Origin of the sequence: Lentzea sp. JNUCC 0626, from assembly GCF_043632865.1 — a bacterium.
Lineage (GTDB): Bacteria > Actinomycetota > Actinomycetes > Mycobacteriales > Pseudonocardiaceae > Lentzea.
Genome location: NZ_CP171635.1, coordinates 7,930,485 through 7,945,757, shown reverse-complemented (window position 1 = coordinate 7,945,757; position 15,273 = coordinate 7,930,485). Strand labels below are relative to the sequence as shown.

At 67.8% G+C, this 15,273-nt stretch carries 16 protein-coding genes; 4 read left to right on the top strand and 12 right to left on the bottom strand.

Annotated elements, in window-relative coordinates; translation table 11 throughout:
• Positions 1 to 2: 2 nt before the first annotated feature.
• The 12 genes from rpsC to rpsL all read right to left on the bottom strand — a co-directional run bounded on the left by rpsC (position 3) and on the right by rpsL (position 9,340).
• Complete coding sequence (rpsC, locus tag JNUCC0626_RS36955) at positions 3 to 836, bottom strand: 30S ribosomal protein S3 (protein WP_189160161.1); 834 nt, start codon at positions 834 to 836, stop codon at positions 3 to 5.
• Positions 836 to 1,234 carry a 50S ribosomal protein L22 gene (gene rplV / locus JNUCC0626_RS36950; RefSeq protein ID WP_089915295.1) on the bottom strand — a complete coding sequence of 133 codons (399 nt, stop codon included), beginning with the start codon at positions 1,232 to 1,234 and terminating at the stop codon, positions 836 to 838. The genes rpsC and rplV overlap by 1 nt, the downstream gene beginning before the upstream one ends.
• Positions 1,235 to 1,268: 34 nt before the next feature.
• Positions 1,269 to 1,550 (bottom strand): 30S ribosomal protein S19, encoded by a 282-nt coding sequence (gene rpsS, locus JNUCC0626_RS36945; RefSeq protein WP_030478300.1) that lies wholly within the window; start codon positions 1,548 to 1,550, stop codon positions 1,269 to 1,271.
• Between the two features lie 18 nt (positions 1,551 to 1,568).
• A complete protein-coding gene (gene rplB, locus JNUCC0626_RS36940; protein ID WP_089949047.1) occupies positions 1,569 to 2,402 on the bottom strand; it encodes a 50S ribosomal protein L2 in 834 nt (277 codons plus the stop codon).
• 19 nt (positions 2,403 to 2,421) lie between these two features.
• Positions 2,422 to 2,721 (bottom strand): 50S ribosomal protein L23, encoded by a 300-nt coding sequence (gene rplW, locus JNUCC0626_RS36935; protein WP_090065868.1) that lies wholly within the window; start codon positions 2,719 to 2,721, stop codon positions 2,422 to 2,424.
• A complete protein-coding gene (rplD, locus tag JNUCC0626_RS36930) occupies positions 2,718 to 3,404 on the bottom strand; it encodes a 50S ribosomal protein L4 (protein WP_394615337.1) in 687 nt (228 codons plus the stop codon). Before rplD ends, rplW begins: the two co-directional genes overlap by 4 nt.
• The gene (gene rplC, locus JNUCC0626_RS36925) at positions 3,404 to 4,054 is read right to left on the bottom strand and encodes a 50S ribosomal protein L3 (RefSeq protein ID WP_394615336.1); all 651 of its coding nucleotides are present in this window, start codon (positions 4,052 to 4,054) and stop codon (positions 3,404 to 3,406) included. Before rplC ends, rplD begins: the two co-directional genes overlap by 1 nt.
• A gap of 27 nt (positions 4,055 to 4,081) precedes the next feature.
• Positions 4,082 to 4,387, bottom strand: a complete 306-nt coding sequence (gene rpsJ / locus JNUCC0626_RS36920) for a 30S ribosomal protein S10 (RefSeq protein ID WP_003938093.1) — start codon at positions 4,385 to 4,387, stop codon at positions 4,082 to 4,084.
• Positions 4,388 to 4,976: 589 nt separating this feature from the next.
• Positions 4,977 to 6,170 (bottom strand): elongation factor Tu, encoded by a 1,194-nt coding sequence (tuf, locus tag JNUCC0626_RS36915; RefSeq protein WP_086669027.1) that lies wholly within the window; start codon positions 6,168 to 6,170, stop codon positions 4,977 to 4,979.
• 147 nt (positions 6,171 to 6,317) lie between these two features.
• Positions 6,318 to 8,420 carry an elongation factor G gene (fusA, locus tag JNUCC0626_RS36910; RefSeq protein WP_382435045.1) on the bottom strand — a complete coding sequence of 701 codons (2,103 nt, stop codon included), beginning with the start codon at positions 8,418 to 8,420 and terminating at the stop codon, positions 6,318 to 6,320.
• A gap of 75 nt (positions 8,421 to 8,495) precedes the next feature.
• Positions 8,496 to 8,966 carry a 30S ribosomal protein S7 gene (rpsG, locus tag JNUCC0626_RS36905; RefSeq protein ID WP_030478293.1) on the bottom strand — a complete coding sequence of 157 codons (471 nt, stop codon included), beginning with the start codon at positions 8,964 to 8,966 and terminating at the stop codon, positions 8,496 to 8,498.
• A complete protein-coding gene (gene rpsL / locus JNUCC0626_RS36900) occupies positions 8,966 to 9,340 on the bottom strand; it encodes a 30S ribosomal protein S12 (protein ID WP_030473471.1) in 375 nt (124 codons plus the stop codon). The genes rpsG and rpsL overlap by 1 nt, the downstream gene beginning before the upstream one ends.
• 309 nt (positions 9,341 to 9,649) lie before the next feature.
• Between rpsL and JNUCC0626_RS36895 the strand changes: the two genes are divergently transcribed.
• The 4 genes from JNUCC0626_RS36895 to JNUCC0626_RS36880 all read left to right on the top strand — a co-directional run bounded on the left by JNUCC0626_RS36895 (position 9,650) and on the right by JNUCC0626_RS36880 (position 15,270).
• Positions 9,650 to 10,099 (top strand): LppU/SCO3897 family protein, encoded by a 450-nt coding sequence (locus tag JNUCC0626_RS36895; protein WP_394615335.1) that lies wholly within the window; start codon positions 9,650 to 9,652, stop codon positions 10,097 to 10,099.
• 45 nt (positions 10,100 to 10,144) lie between these two features.
• Positions 10,145 to 10,705: a YbaB/EbfC family nucleoid-associated protein gene (locus tag JNUCC0626_RS36890; protein WP_394615334.1), complete on the top strand. Its 561-nt coding sequence runs from the start codon at positions 10,145 to 10,147 to the stop codon at positions 10,703 to 10,705.
• Positions 10,702 to 11,010 (top strand): WXG100 family type VII secretion target, encoded by a 309-nt coding sequence (locus tag JNUCC0626_RS36885; RefSeq protein ID WP_394615333.1) that lies wholly within the window; start codon positions 10,702 to 10,704, stop codon positions 11,008 to 11,010. The genes JNUCC0626_RS36890 and JNUCC0626_RS36885 overlap by 4 nt, the downstream gene beginning before the upstream one ends.
• A 138-nt stretch (positions 11,011 to 11,148) precedes the next feature.
• A complete protein-coding gene (locus JNUCC0626_RS36880) occupies positions 11,149 to 15,270 on the top strand; it encodes a hypothetical protein (RefSeq protein WP_394615332.1) in 4,122 nt (1,373 codons plus the stop codon).
• Positions 15,271 to 15,273: the final 3 nt, after the last annotated feature.

The following is a 15,273-nucleotide window of genomic DNA, read 5'->3' as shown; positions in this document are numbered from 1 at the left end:
ACTCAGCTCTCCGTCTTCTCTGCAGAAGCCGGGGCCTCGGCCGACGCGGTGGCGTCAGCTGCGGCGCGGCCGGCCTCGGTGCTCGTCGCGGTGGTGCCACTGGCACCGGAGCGGCGGGCACGGTTCGGACGCTCGCCACGGTCGCGGCGCGGGGCGCGGTCAGCACCCTGGGCCGGGGCCGCGTCGAGTGCGCGCTTGGCCGAGATGCCACCGACGATGTCGCCCTTGTAGATCCACACCTTCACGCCGATACGGCCGAACGTGGTGCGGGCCTCGAAGAAGCCGTAGTCGATGTTGGCGCGGAGCGTGTGCAGCGGCACGCGGCCGTCGCGGTAGTGCTCCGAGCGGGACATCTCGGCGCCGCCGAGGCGACCGCCGCACTGCACGCGGATGCCCTTGACCTGCGGCGAACGCATGGCCGACTGAATGGCCTTGCGCATCGCGCGGCGGAAGGCGACGCGGTTGGACAGCTGCTCGGCGACACCCTGTGCCACGAGCTGCGCGTCCGACTCCGGGCTCTTCACCTCGAGGATGTTGAGCTGGACCTGCTTCTTGGTGAGCTTCTCGAGCTCGCCGCGGATGCGGTCCGCCTCGGCACCACGACGGCCGATGACGATGCCCGGCCGGGCGGTGTGGATGTCGACGCGCACCCGGTCACGGGTCCGCTCGATCTCCACCTTGGAGATGCCGGCACGCTCCATGCCCTTGCTGAGCAGGCGGCGGATCTTGACGTCCTCCGCCACGTACTCGGCGTACTGCTTGTCGGCGTACCAGCGGGACTTCCAGTCGGTGGTGATCCCCAGCCGGAAGCCGTGCGGGTTGATCTTCTGGCCCACTACCGCGTTCCCTTCGCGCTGGTCTTCTTGGGACGAGACTCCACCTCGATGGTGATGTGGCTCGTCCGCTTGCGGATCCGGTACGCGCGGCCCTGGGCACGCGGGCGGAAACGCTTGAGGGTCGGACCCTCGTCCACGTAGGCCACGGACACCCAGAGGGTGCTCGGGTCCAGGGACAGGTTGTTCTCGGCGTTGGCCATGGCGCTGGCGAGCACCTTCGCGACCGGCTCAGAGGCGGCCTGGGGCGCGAACTGGAGCACGGCCAGGGCCTCGCTGGCGTTACGACCCTTGATGAGCTCGATGACGCGACGCACCTTCATGGGGGTGTCGCGAACGTAACGAGCCCGAGCCACGGCGCGCGGAAACTCCGCTGCCTCAGCGTCCTTACGGGCGTTCATCGCTGCTTTTCCCTTGCTCTTCTCAGTTCGACGCCTAGCGGCGACGAGACTTCCGGTCGTCCTTGATGTGGCCCTTGAAGGTGCGGGTCGGGGCGAACTCGCCCAACTTGTGCCCGACCATCGCCTCGGTCACGAACACCGGGACGTGCTTGCGGCCGTCGTGCACCGCGATGGTGTGACCCAGCATGTCCGGGATGATCGTGGACCGGCGGGACCACGTCTTGATGACGGTCTTCTTGCCCGCTTCGTTCTGAACGTCCACCTTCTTGAGCAGGTGGTCGTCGACGAAGGGACCCTTCTTAAGGCTGCGAGGCATCCTTCACTCCCTCCCTGCTCAGCGCTTCTTACCGGTGCGACGACGCCGGACGATGAGCTTGTCGCTTGGCTTACGGCGGCGGGTACGGCCTTCGGGCTTACCAGCCGGGTTGACCGGGTGGCGACCACCGGAGGTCTTACCCTCACCACCACCATGCGGGTGGTCAACGGGGTTCATGGCGACACCGCGGACGGTGGGCTTCTTGCCCTTCCACCGCATGCGGCCGGCCTTGCCCCAGTTGATGTTCTGGTGCTCCTTGTTGCCGACCTCGCCGAGCGTGGCGCGGCAGCGCACGTCCACGTTGCGGATCTCGCCGGACGGCATACGCAGCTGGGCGTACGGGCCGTCCTTCGCGACGAGCTGCACCGAGGCACCGGCGGAGCGGGCGATCTTCGCGCCGCCACCGGGGCGGAGCTCGATCGCGTGGATCACGGAACCGACCGGGATGTTGCGCAGCGGCAGGTTGTTACCCGGCTTGATGTCGGCCTTGGGGCCGTTCTCAACCGTGTCACCCTGCTTGAGCTTCTCCGGGGCGATGATGTAGCGCTTCTCGCCGTCTGCGTAGTGCAGCAGTGCGATGCGCGCGGTGCGGTTGGGGTCGTACTCGATGTGAGCGACCTTGGCCGGCACGCCGTCCTTGTCGTTGCGACGGAAGTCGATCAGGCGGTACGCCCGCTTGTGACCGCCACCCTTGTGACGCGTGGTGATCTTGCCCGACGCGTTGCGTCCACCCAGCTTGTGCAGCGGGCGGATCAGCGACTTCTCCGGAGTCGACCGAGTGATCTCGGCGAAGTCGGAGACGCTCGCACCGCGACGACCAGGCGTCGTCGGCTTGTACTTGCGAATGCCCATCTCTACGCAGTCCTCGTCATCAGGCGGCAGGGCCGCCGAAGATCTCGATCGACTTGCTGTCAGCCGACAGCGTGACGATCGCGCGCTTCGTGTCCTTGCGCTTGCCGAAACCGCTCTTGGTCCGCTTGCGCTTGCCCTGGCGGTTGATGGTGTTGACGCTGACGACCTTCACGCCGAAGACCTTCTCCACGGCGATCTTGATCTGGGTCTTGTTCGAACCCGGCGCCACCAAGAAGGTGTACTTGTTCTCTTCGAGGAGCCCGTAGGACTTCTCCGAGATCACCGGCGCGAGCAAGATGTCCCTGTGGTCGGGGATCACTTGGAACCCTCCTCGTCCACGACCGTCGCCGTCGCCTCAGCCGAGCCCTTGCCCGACTGGGCCTTGCTGGCGAGGAACACGTCGAGCGAGTCCTTGGTGAACACCACGTCGTCGTTGACGAGCACGTCGTAGGTGTTGAGCTGGTCAGGCGCGATCACGTGCACGTGCTGCAGGTTGCGCACGCTGACCCACGAGACCTCGTCGGTGCGGTTGAGCACGACGAGAACGCGACGGGCCTGGGTGACCGACTCCAGGACCTTGCGCGCGGACTTGGTCGACGGGGTGTCCCCGTCCACCAGGCCGGACACGACGTGGACCTGGTTCGCGCGAGCCCGGTCGGAGAGGGCGCCACGCAGAGCGGCGGCCTTCATCTTCTTGGGCGTCCGCTGCGAGTAGTCACGCGGCTGCGGGCCGTGGACGACGCCACCGCCGGCGAACTGCGGCGCGCGCGTCGAACCCTGGCGGGCGCGACCGGTGCCCTTCTGGCGGTAAGGCTTCTTGCCACCACCGGACACCTCGCCGCGGGTCTTCGTCGAGTGCGTGCCCTGGCGCGCGGCGGCCTGCTGGGCCACGACGACCTGGTGCAGCAGCGCGACGTTCGCCTGCGCGTCGAACACGGAAGCCGGCAGCTCGACCGAGCCGGCGGACTTGCCGTCCGGGGTGCGGATCTCAACAGTCGACATCAGGCACCACCCTTCGCAGCAGTCCGGACGAACACCAGACCACCCTTGGGGCCGGGAACAGCGCCCTTGATGAGCAGCAGGCCGTTCTCGGCATCGATCTTGTGCACCTTCAGGTTCTGGGTCGTGACGCGCACGTGGCCCATGCGGCCGGCCATGCGGAGACCCTTGAAGACGCGACCAGGCGTGGCACAGCCACCGATGGAACCCGGCGAGCGGTGCTTGCGCTGGGTGCCGTGGCTGGAGCCGAGGCCCTTGAAGTTGTGGCGCTTCATGACACCTGCGGTGCCCTTGCCCTTGCTGGTGCCGGTGATGTCGACAACAGCGCCGGCCTCGAACACCTCAGCGGTGATCTCCTGGCCGACCGTGTACTCGCTGGCGTCGACCGTGCGCAGCTCCACCAGGTGGCGACGGGGCGTGACCCCGGCCTTGGCGAAGTGGCCCGCGACGGGCTTGTTGACCTTGCGCGGGTCAATCGCGCCGGCCGCCAGCTGGACGGCGGTGTAGCCGTCCTTCTCTTCGGTGCGTACCTGGGTGACGACATTCGGCTCAGCCTTGACGACGGTCACCGGGACAACCCGGTTGTTCTCGTCGAAGACCTGAGTCATGCCGAGCTTGGTGCCCAGGATGCCCTTCATCTGCCTGTCAGACATTGGTCCGTTACTCTCCGCGCCCAACGCTTACTGGATGTTGACGTCGACGCTGGCCGGCAGGTCGATGCGCATGAGCGCGTCCACCGTCTTCGGCGTCGGGTCGAGGATGTCGATCAGCCGCTTGTGCGTGCGCATCTCGAAGTGCTCGCGCGAGTCCTTGTACTTGTGCGGCGAGCGGATGACGCAGTACACGTTCTTCTCAGTGGGCAGCGGCACTGGCCCGACAACCCGAGCGCCGGTGCGCGTCACGGTCTCCACGATCTTGCGCGCAGACGCGTCGATCGCTTCGTGGTCGTAGGCCTTGAGCCGGATGCGGATCTTTTGTCCCGCCATGATGGCTTGCCGTTCCTCTGCTTCTCGTAACCGCTGCGGTGCGGTGCCTCGGATGAGGCCTGCTACAGCCTCTTGGCGCGCTCCGCCCCTGTTGAAGTGTCATGGTGCCCGGTCCACGCGGTCGGGCGTGTCGCGCCCGGTGCGCATACCGGTCCCACTCAAGGTCTCCCCGGTGGGATTGGGCCTACCACAGCCCATGCACCCTGATGCCCATCTCCGCAAGGAGGCGTTCACTAACAGGGCGCGGACGCTCGATCGAAAGACTCGAACACGCCGTGAAGCGCGCTCGGCCTTCATCGAGCAACCTGTAAAGGATGCCACACGGGCGTGGGGCGATCCAAATCGGGGTGGGTGACTTGGCGGCAGATCACGTCCGGATCTTGGCCGGTGAGCCGCCCTGTCTGTCGCGTGTGGACCCACGGGCGGGCCGGTTCCGTTGTCCGGCAACGAGTCTCTGCGACAAGCCTGACCCGACGCGCCTTCGAACGAATCTGGCGTGAGCTGACGCACACACCAGGTGGATCAACGACGAAGGCCGGGCCAACGAAGATCGTTGGCCCGGCCTCACGCCGAACGGGGTCGAGCTAGGTCACTTGATGATCTTGGTGACCGAGCCGGCGCCGACGGTGCGGCCACCCTCGCGGATCGCGAAGCGGAGGCCCTCGTCCATGGCGATCGGCTGGATGAGCTTGACGTCCATACCGGTGGTGTCACCCGGCATGACCATCTCGGTGCCCTCGGGGAGCGTCACAACGCCGGTCACGTCCGTCGTCCGGAAGTAGAACTGGGGACGGTAGTTGTTGAAGAACGGCGTGTGGCGGCCACCCTCGTCCTTCGACAGGATGTAGACCTGCGCGGTGAACTCGGTGTGCGGGGTCGTGGTGCCCGGCTTGACGATGACCATGCCGCGCTCCACCTCCTCGCGCTTGATGCCGCGGAGCAGCAGCGCGGCGTTGTCGCCCGCGCGGCCCTCGTCGAGGAACTTCTTGAACATTTCGATCGAGGTGACCGTCGTCTTCTTCGACGTCTCCTTGATACCAACGATCTCGATTTCCGAGTTGACGTTGATGATGCCGCGCTCGATGCGACCGGTCACCACGGTGCCGCGGCCGGTGATCGTGAAGACGTCCTCGACGGGCATGAGGAACGGCTTCTCGGTGTCGCGCTCCGGCTCCGGGATCGCCGTGTCAACGGCGGCCATGAGCTCGAGAACGGACTTGCCCCACTGCTCGTCGCCCTCGAGCGCCTTCAGCGCCGAGACGCGCACGACCGGCAGGTCGTCGCCCGGGAACTCGTACTCGGAGAGCAGCTCGCGGACCTCGAGCTCGACGAGCTCCAGGATCTCCTCGTCGTCCACCATGTCGGCCTTGTTCAGGGCGACAACGATGTAGGGGACGCCGACCTGGCGGGCCAGGAGGACGTGCTCCTTCGTCTGCGGCATGGGACCGTCGGTCGCCGCCACAACGAGGATGGCGCCGTCCATCTGCGCCGCACCCGTGATCATGTTCTTGATGTAGTCGGCGTGCCCGGGGCAGTCGACGTGCGCGTAGTGACGGTTCTCCGTCTGGTACTCGATGTGCGCGATCGAGATCGTGATGCCGCGCTGCTTCTCTTCCGGCGCCTTGTCGATCTGGTCGAACGCGAACGAGGCGTTGACGTCCGGGTACGCGTCGTGCAGAACCTTGGAGATCGCCGCGGTCAGCGTGGTCTTGCCATGGTCGATGTGACCGATGGTGCCGATGTTGACGTGCGGCTTCGTCCGCTCGAACTTCGCCTTGGCCACTGGATTGTCCTCCTGGACTTCTTTTTGCTGGTCCGGCGGGCATCTGTGGCCACCCGCCGGACTTACACGTCAGGGTCTTGAAGAAGCGGACCCCAGGGAATCACCCCCGGAGAGCCCGCGGTCGAACTGCGGTGCTCCGGTGGGGAATTACTCCCCGGTCGCCTTCGCGATGATCTCCTTCGAGACGTTCGCGGGAACCTCTGCGTAGGAGTCGAACACCATCGAGTAGTTGGCGCGACCCTGGGTCTTGGACCGCAGGTCACCCACGTACCCGAACATTTCCGACAGCGGAACCAGTGCCTTGACGACACGGACGCCGCTGCGCTCCTCCATGGCCTGGATCTGGCCACGGCGGGAGTTCAGGTCGCCGATCACGTCGCCCATGTACTCCTCGGGCGTCGTGACCTCGACGGCCATCAGAGGCTCGAGGATCGCGGGAGACGCCTGACGGGCGGCTTCCTTGAGGGCCATCGAACCAGCGATCTTGAACGCCATTTCCGAGGAGTCGACCTCGTGGTAGGCGCCGTCGAGCAGCGTCACCTTCACGCCGACCAGCGGGTAGCCCGCCAGCACGCCGTACTGCAGCGCGTCCTGCGCACCCGCGTCGACCGACGGGATGTACTCGCGAGGGATGCGACCACCGGTGACGGCGTTGACGAACTCGTAGAGCGCGCCGTCTTCCTTCTTCTCCAGCGGTTCGACGGTGACGAGCACCTTGGCGAACTGGCCGGAACCACCGGTCTGCTTCTTGTGGGTGTAGGAGTACTTCTCCACCGCCTTGCGGATGGTCTCCCGGTACGCCACCTGAGGCTTGCCGATGTTGGCCTCGACCTTGAACTCGCGGCGCATGCGGTCCACCAGGATGTCCAGGTGGAGCTCGCCCATGCCGGCGATGATGGTCTGGCCGGTCTCCTGGTCGAGGTTGACCCGGAACGTCGGGTCCTCCTCGGCCAGCTTCTGGATCGCGGTGCCGAGCTTCTCCTGGTCAGCCTTCGTCTTGGGCTCGATGGCGACCTGGATAACGGGCTCGGGGAACGTCATCGACTCGAGCACGATGGGGTGCTGCGGGTCGGCAAGGGTCTCACCGGTCGTGGTGTCCTTCAGACCGATCACGGCGTAGATGTGGCCCGCGATGGCCTCGGTGACCGGGTTCTCCTTGTTGGCGTGCATCTGGAAGATCTTCCCGATGCGCTCCTTGCGGTCCTTGGTCGCGTTGACGACCTGGGTGCCGGAGGCGACCTTGCCCGAGTAGACCCGGATGTAGGTCAGCTTGCCGAAGAACGGGTGCACGGCGATCTTGAACGCCAGCGCCGAGAAGGGCTCGTCGGACGAGGCCTTGCGCGACACGACGGTCTCGCCGTCCTGCAGCGTGCCCTCGACCGGCGGGAGGTCCAGCGGCGACGGCAGCAGGTCGATGACCGCGTCGAGCATGGGCTGAACGCCCTTGTTCTTGAACGCGGAACCGCACAGAACCGGGTACGCGGTGCCCTCGGAGACGATCTTGCGGAGGCCGGCCTTGATCTCCTCGACGGAGAGGTCGCCCTGCTCGAAGAACTTCTCGGTCAGGTCGTCGTCGGTCTCCGCGACGGCCTCGAGGAGCGCCTCGCGGTACTCCTGCGCCTTCTCGACGAGATCCGCGGGGATCTCCTCGATCGCGTAGTCCTCGCCCTTCTGGACTTCGCCACGCCACGTCAGGGCGCGCATCTCGACCAGGTCGACGACACCGATGAAGTCGCTCTCGGCACCGATCGGCAGCTGGATCGGAATCGGCCTGGCGCCGAGCCGGTCCTGGATGGTCTTGATGGTGAAGTAGAAGTCCGCGCCGAGCTTGTCCATCTTGTTGACGAAGCAGATGCGCGGAACGTCGTACTTGGTCGCCTGCCGCCAGACCTGCTCGGACTGCGGCTCGACGCCCTCCTTGCCGTCGAAGACGGCAACGGCGCCGTCGAGGACGCGCAGGTTGCGCTCGACCTCGACGGTGAAGTCGACGTGGCCGGGCGTGTCGATCAGGTTGATCTGGTGGTTCTTCCAGTAGCAGGTCGTCGCGGCCGACGTGATCGTGATGCCGCGCTCCTGCTCCTGCTCCATCCAGTCCATCACGGCAGCGCCGTCGTGAACCTCGCCGATCTTGTAGCTGATCCCCGTGTAGAAGAGGATCCGCTCAGTCGTCGTGGTCTTGCCCGCGTCGATGTGGGCCATGATCCCGATGTTGCGGACCTTGGCAAGATCAGTGAGCACGTCCTGTGCCACGGGTCTTTCCCCTGTCTTGAGCTTGTGAGCTCACTGGGGCTGGGAGAGCCCGACCTCTGCAGGCCGGGCGTCAGATCACCAGCGGTAGTGAGCGAAGGCCTTGTTCGACTCGGCCATCTTGTGCGTGTCCTCGCGACGCTTGACGCTGGCACCGAGGCCGTTGCTCGCATCGAGCAGCTCGTTCATCAGACGCTCGACCATGGTCTTCTCACGGCGCTGCCGGGAGAAGGTGATCAGCCAACGGAGCGCCAGCGTGGTGGAACGACCGGGCTTGACCTCGATCGGCACCTGGTAGGTCGCACCACCGACGCGGCGGCTCTTGACCTCCAGCGACGGCTTCACGTTGTCGAGCGCGCGCTTCAGCGTGACGACCGGGTCCGTGCCGGTCTTCTCGCGAGCACCTTCGAGCGCTTCGTAAACGATCTTCTCGGCCACCGAGCGCTTGCCGTCGACCAGCACCTTGTTGATGAGCTGCGTCACGAGAGGCGAGCTGTAGACCGGGTCAGAGATAAGCGGCCGCTTCGGGGCCGGTCCCTTGCGGGGCATTAGCTCTTCTCCTTCTTCGCGCCGTAGCGGCTGCGAGCCTGCTTGCGGTTCTTGACACCCTGCGTGTCGAGAGAGCCACGGATGATCTTGTAGCGAACACCCGGCAGGTCCTTCACACGACCACCGCGGACGAGCACCATCGAGTGCTCCTGGAGGTTGTGACCCTCACCGGGGATGTAGGCCGTGACCTCGATACCGCTGGTCAGCTTCACGCGAGCGACCTTGCGCAGTGCGGAGTTCGGCTTCTTGGGGGTGGTGGTGTAAACGCGGGTGCACACACCGCGCCGCTGCGGCGAACCCTTGAGGGCCGCCGTCTTCTGCTTCGCCACCTTGTCCTGGCGGCCCTTGCGGACCAGCTGCTGGATCGTTGGCATTCGCCGGCTACTTCTTCCGTCTTCGCGGGATTCCCTTGCGGTTCACCCTCGTGTTTCTTGATCCCTCTCTGCACCCGAGGTCGGGCGTGTCGCCCGCTCCCAAGGTCCGCAAGCACCAGCTCAACTGCTACCTGCGAGTGGAGGTCACCACTGCCTCAAGGGCACGCGGAGCGGCCCGACATGGGTCGGGCACGAGTAGCAAAGATACCCGCCCACGTCTACCCGGGTCAAAACGGGGGTACCGTCCCCGCCTCGTGCAGTAGACATGGAACCCGCTGAACACGGTACTCGGGTGACGGAGAACGCACGATGAAGCTGCGCATCGCCTGGCTGGTCGCCGCCCTCGCACTGGCCGGCTGCGCCGGTTGTTCGGTGCAGGCCGGGGTCGGCGAGTGCGCTGCCCAGGTCGATCTCGGCAGCGCCGAGGTCGAGATGACCGAAGTGGACTGTTCTTCTTCTGAGGCGGTGTACCGGGTTTCGTCCCGTGAGCGGCGCACGATGTGTCCGGAGGGCGACTACCTGACGGAGTCCTCCGGCCGTTCGCGGACCAACGGCAAGACGCGGCTCTGCTACGTCCTCAACGTGTCCGAGGGCGACTGCCTGAAGCCGGTGAACCAGTACTTCTCACGGGTGCCGTGCGGCACGGGTGTGCGCAAAGTCTCCAAGGTCGTCGACGGCCAGGCCGACCGCGCGCTGTGCAACGGGGACGACTCCCGGACGTACTCGCAGCCGGTGAGGACGATCTGCATCACCAACTGAGCCGTTCGGCCGACACCTGATGATCACATTGGGTAGGTTGCCCCGGTGCTCGACGACGATCAGCTAGCAACTCGTAACGCAGAGTTGCGCGGGACCCTCGACAACCTGATGCGGGAGTTGAAGGACCGCACCGACGGCCTGCGCGACGCCCAAGCCGCGATCGCGGCCATGTCCGGGGTGGCGTCCTCCCCCGACGGGAACGTCGTGGTGACCGTGGACTCGACCGGTGTGCTCGACAAGCTCGAACTCGGGCCGCGGGCGTTCGAGCGCGTCACGCCCGAGCAGCTGGCGCAGACGATCACGCAGGTGACCCGGCGGGCGGCCATGAACGTCCGCGACCAGGTCACCGAGCGGATGGCCCCGCTGACGTCGGAAGAGGGCGTCGTCGACCTGCCGGACATCGTGCCGGGAGCGCCGTCGATCAAGGACATCTTCCGCGTCGAGCAACGCCCCGAGCCGGCCGCGCCGCCGCCACCGTCCGATGAGGACTTCGGTTCCTCGGTGCTGCGCAAGGAGTCCCGGCCGGTGCAGCGCGCGGTGTCCTCCTCGTCCGACGACGAGGACTTCGGCGGCGACTCGATCATGGGCAAGGGGAACCGCTGGTGACCGGCCAGACCTACATGGAGGCCGCGGGCGTGCGCTCGGCGGCCGCGAAGATGGCCCGCACCGGCGCGGACATGGCGACCGACGCGGCCGCGCTGGCCCGCGGACTCGACGCCGAGGGCGTCTGCTGGGGCGGTGACGAGGCGGGCCAGAAGTTCGCCACCGACTACGTGCCCGCGGCCGACGGCGTCCGCAAGGTGATGGCGGAAGTCGCGAAGACGTTGCAGGACATCGGGAAGAACCTCGAGGAGTCCGCCAACCTGATGGAACAGCAGGACCAGTTCAACGCTCGAGGGATCAGCGGCTAGTGGTGTGGCTCGCAACGTTGCCGGTGGAATTCGCGGTCAGACGGGCGCCTCGTGGTGCCGCGAGGCGCCCTGCTGAGCGTGAATTGCGCCGCCAACGTTGCGTGACGCACCACTGACAAGCCTGGGGGATTGCTGCACATGGGCATCGAGATGCCCGCCGAGGTCCGCTGGCTCATCCCGATCGTGGTGGGTGACAGCTGGCCGGAAGGCGACGAAACAGCGCTGCAACGACTGGGCGAGGTCTGGAAGCAGGCCGCCACCGACGTCGACGCGGCGATGCGCGAGGCCGAGGACGCCGTGAAGCAGGCGACGTCCAACATGGACGGTGAGGCCGCCGAGGCGTTCAAGGCCTACTGGGAGAAGTTCGTCAAGGGCGAGGAAGCCACCCTCCCCAAGATGAAGGACGTCTCCGAGAAGCTGGCGACGGCCTGCCGCAACTGCGCGATGCAGATCGAGTACGCCAAGCTCTCGATCATCATCGCGCTGGTCCTCCTGGCCATCCAGATCGCGGTGATGCTCGCCTCGGCCGTGGTGTCGTTCGGCGCCTCGACCGCGGGCATCATCCCGGCCCAACTGGCAACGCGCGCGGGCGTGCAGATCGTCTTCCGCCAACTCGTCCAGCAGCTCATGCAACAGGTGGGCCGCAACCTCATCGGCAAGTTGGCTTTGCAGGTCGGCATCGAGGTCGCCACCTCCGTGGCGACCGACCTGGCCGTCCAGGGCATCCAGCTCGCCAGGGGCACCCGCGACACCCTCGACACCTCGATGACCCTCGACGCCGCCAAGTCGGGCCTGATCTCCGGCGTGGTCGGCGCGGGCGTGGGCGCCGGCATGGGCAAGGCGTTCGGCGACGGCATCGGCGACTCGATCGGCCGTTCCATCGGCCGCAACGCCGCCGAGGAAGCCGTGATCGGCGCCGGCACGGCCCTGGCCGAGGGCGCGCTGAGCGAAGAGGGCATCCAGGCCAAGGACGTCCTGTTCGGCGCGACCTCGGGCGCGGTGAGCGGCACGGTCTCCGGCACCAAGTCGGGCATCGAGGGCCTCAACGCCGACTTCGACGTCCCGACGTCCGGCGACATGCCGCGCCCGTCCTCCCCCGACCTGCCAACCCCGACGGCGGGCGACGCACCCCCTCGCCCCGACACGGCCCCACGGACCGACGCTCCCCTCGGCCCGCAGACCAGCACGTCCGCACCTTCCGCTTCTTCTGCTCCGGATGCCGATCCGCCGCGCCGTTCGTCCGACGCGACGAACACCTCCTACGCGGCCCCGCCAACCGAACAACCGGCGCACCGCGCGGCCCCGGACTCCCCCGCGCCCACCGCACCGGCCCAACAACAGCAGGGCGTCGCCCAGTCACAGGGCCAAGCCCCGGCCCCAGCACCGAGTCAGGCACCGAACGCTCCGGCAGCACCCCGCGCGGCGATGCCGTCCGCTCCGCCGATGGGTGGTCCGAACCACGGTTCCGCAGGCAACAGCCCCGGCGCGAACGCACCGACCCCGAGCCACTCGGCGCCGCCCGCCAGCAGCGAGCCGGCCCCGAATCACTCCGCGCCACCGACCGGTAATGGACCAGCGCCGGGCGGACCTAGCCCGGCGACGGCGCACCACTCTTCAGGACACGGAAGCCAGGTTCCCGCAGGCCCGCCGAGCCACGGGCACACGCCCGGAAACCCTGGCTCGCCGATGTCGGCCGGGCCGCACCACGGCGGCGGGCCGACGCAGAACGGCGGGCCGACGCAGAACAGCGGGCCGACGCAGAACAGCGGGCCGACGCAGAACAGCGGGCCGGCCCACGCGAACGGACCGATGCAGAGCGGTGGGCCGATGCCGGCCGGCGGTCCGGTGCCCAACCAGCACCGCGCCCCCGCCGCCGATGCCGTGCACCAGGCTTCGACTGCGCCGCCCGCCGCCCCGCCGATGCGGTTCCAGCAGGACCCCGCCGGCCCCCACCAGAACGCGGCTTTCCAGGCACCGCCACAGCACCAGTCCGTGCCGCAGCACCAAGCACCACGGCAAGCACCCCAACACTCGGCGCCTCAGCACCGAGCTCCGCAACACCACGCGCCGCAACGCCAGGTGCCACCGCAGCGCGCCCCGCAACACCAGGCGCCGCAACATCAAGCCGCCCACCACAGGAGCCCCCAACACCAGGCACCTCCGCCGGCCGCCCAACACCAAGCGCCCCAGCACCGGCAGGCTCCCCCAGCCCCACCGGCCACCCAGCACAACGTTCCCCGCCACGACCAGGCCACGGCGGCCGACCCGCGGCGCGCTTCCCCGGACTCGGCGCCGCACCAGACCGGGCCCACCCAGGCGCACCACACGCCCGACGCGACCCCCATCGCACCGGCGATCGAGCGGCCCGACGGGCCCAAGCCGGGGTCGGACACCGAGGTGCCCGCTCACCTCGGGCACCTGCGCGGGATGGTCACGCACAGCCAGGCCGGGTTGTCGTTGCACCCGCAGGGGCACTTCACGTCGCCGCTCGACCGGTCGGCCCAGCGGGTGGCGCCTGACCCGCAGCGGTTCACGGTCGACCTGCACGGGGCGTCGGACATGGCCAAGGTCGGTGACCATCGGCTCAGCGCCAAGGACGTCGCCGACATCATCCGGGCCAGCGGTAGCTGGGACGGCAAGCCGGTGCGGCTCATCTCGTGTCAGACCGGGACCACCAAGGACGGGTTCGCGGCTCAGTTGTCGCGTGAGCTCGGGGTCGAGGTGCTGGCGCCCAGCAAGGACGCCTGGGTCGACGGCAACGGCAACGTGTTCGCCAGTTCGTCGCACGACAGCACGAAGGCCGGTCAGCAGCACAAGCCCGGCTGGCCGCCCAACGGTGAGTGGGTCACGTTCAAGCCGGACGGCACGAACGTCGAGCACGGCAGCCCGATTCCTCCTGGGCACACGCCCACCTGGGGTGACGCGACGCCCGGCACCGCGCCGCACTCGTACCGCCGCAACGCGAACGACGGCTGGGGCTCGTTCGGGCCCCGTGGCAGTCACAACGCGCACCTGCCGCCGCCCGGGCACGTGGTCGCGGGGCGCGACCCGCACGGCAACCCGATCTACCGGCTGGTTCAGGAACGCCCGGTCGCGGCGGGCGTGGACGCGCAGGGACGTCCGATCGACCGGCAGGGCCGCGTCCTGGGCCCACCGCAGCAGAACCCGCCGCAGCAGCAACACCAGCCGCAGCACCAGAACCAGCAGCAACACAACCAGCAGCACCAGGACCAGGCCAGGCCGAACGAGCACGAGACCCCGCAGGCGGCTCCCGACCAGCCGCCGTTCGCGCCCCGCCAGTCCCAGGCGCCCGGATACGACTTCACGCCGCCCCCGCAGCAGGACCTGGGCACCCCGGCGCAACGCCGCAGCGGCAACGAGGCCTTCGCCGCGCGGCACGGCATCGACCTGGACTTCGCGGAGGAGTTCAACGCCGGCAAACCGCTCGAGCCGAACGGCACGTTCGCGGACCCCCTGCCGCCCACACCGGGAATCCAGCGACCGGAGCACTTCAGCACCCTCTGGCTGCAAGAGCAGCAGGATCTGATGAAGAAACAGACTCGCCGGGAGACCGAGTACGCGGGCATGGAGGGCTACGACTTCGTGCCCGGCTCGCGTCTGCTGCCGCCGGGCCTGAGCCGCGAGACCCCGGCCGAACTGCGGCAGCACCCGCTGATGGGCATGAACCAACACGGCCCGATGTACGCCGACACCCCCGGCAAGCAGAGCGTCATGTGGCACACCGCCACCACGCCCGCCGAAGCTCGCTCCTACCGCCGGGACGCCAACCCGCCGTGGGAGACGATGGAGCAGGGCATCAGGGTCCGCGGCACGGGGTTGGAGATGGGCGGCCACGTCGGCGGCGCCACGGCGAGCGGGTACAAGTCGGCGAGCAAGAGTCCCGAGCACGTCATGCGCCGCGAGGACCGTCCCGTCTCCGCACGGGGCAGCGATACGCCGACCGCGGGCCTCATCGAGGTCGGCAACGGCGTGCGGATGAAACGCTTCTACATCACCGAGATCTACAGCAAGCACGTCATCGACGTGGACGCCACGGTCCGCGACGTCGACCGGGGCCAGTCACGGGACAGCGGGCTCAAGGAGGGCGAGGTGCTCCACCTCGGCCACATCCGGCCCGAGCAGATCAGCCGGGTCTGGACCCAGGAGTGCTACTACGACGAGAACGGCGAGATGCTCATGTCCCGCATCGTCGACGAACCCGTGACCAACCAACGCTTCCGCATGCCGGACTTCAGGTAGGAC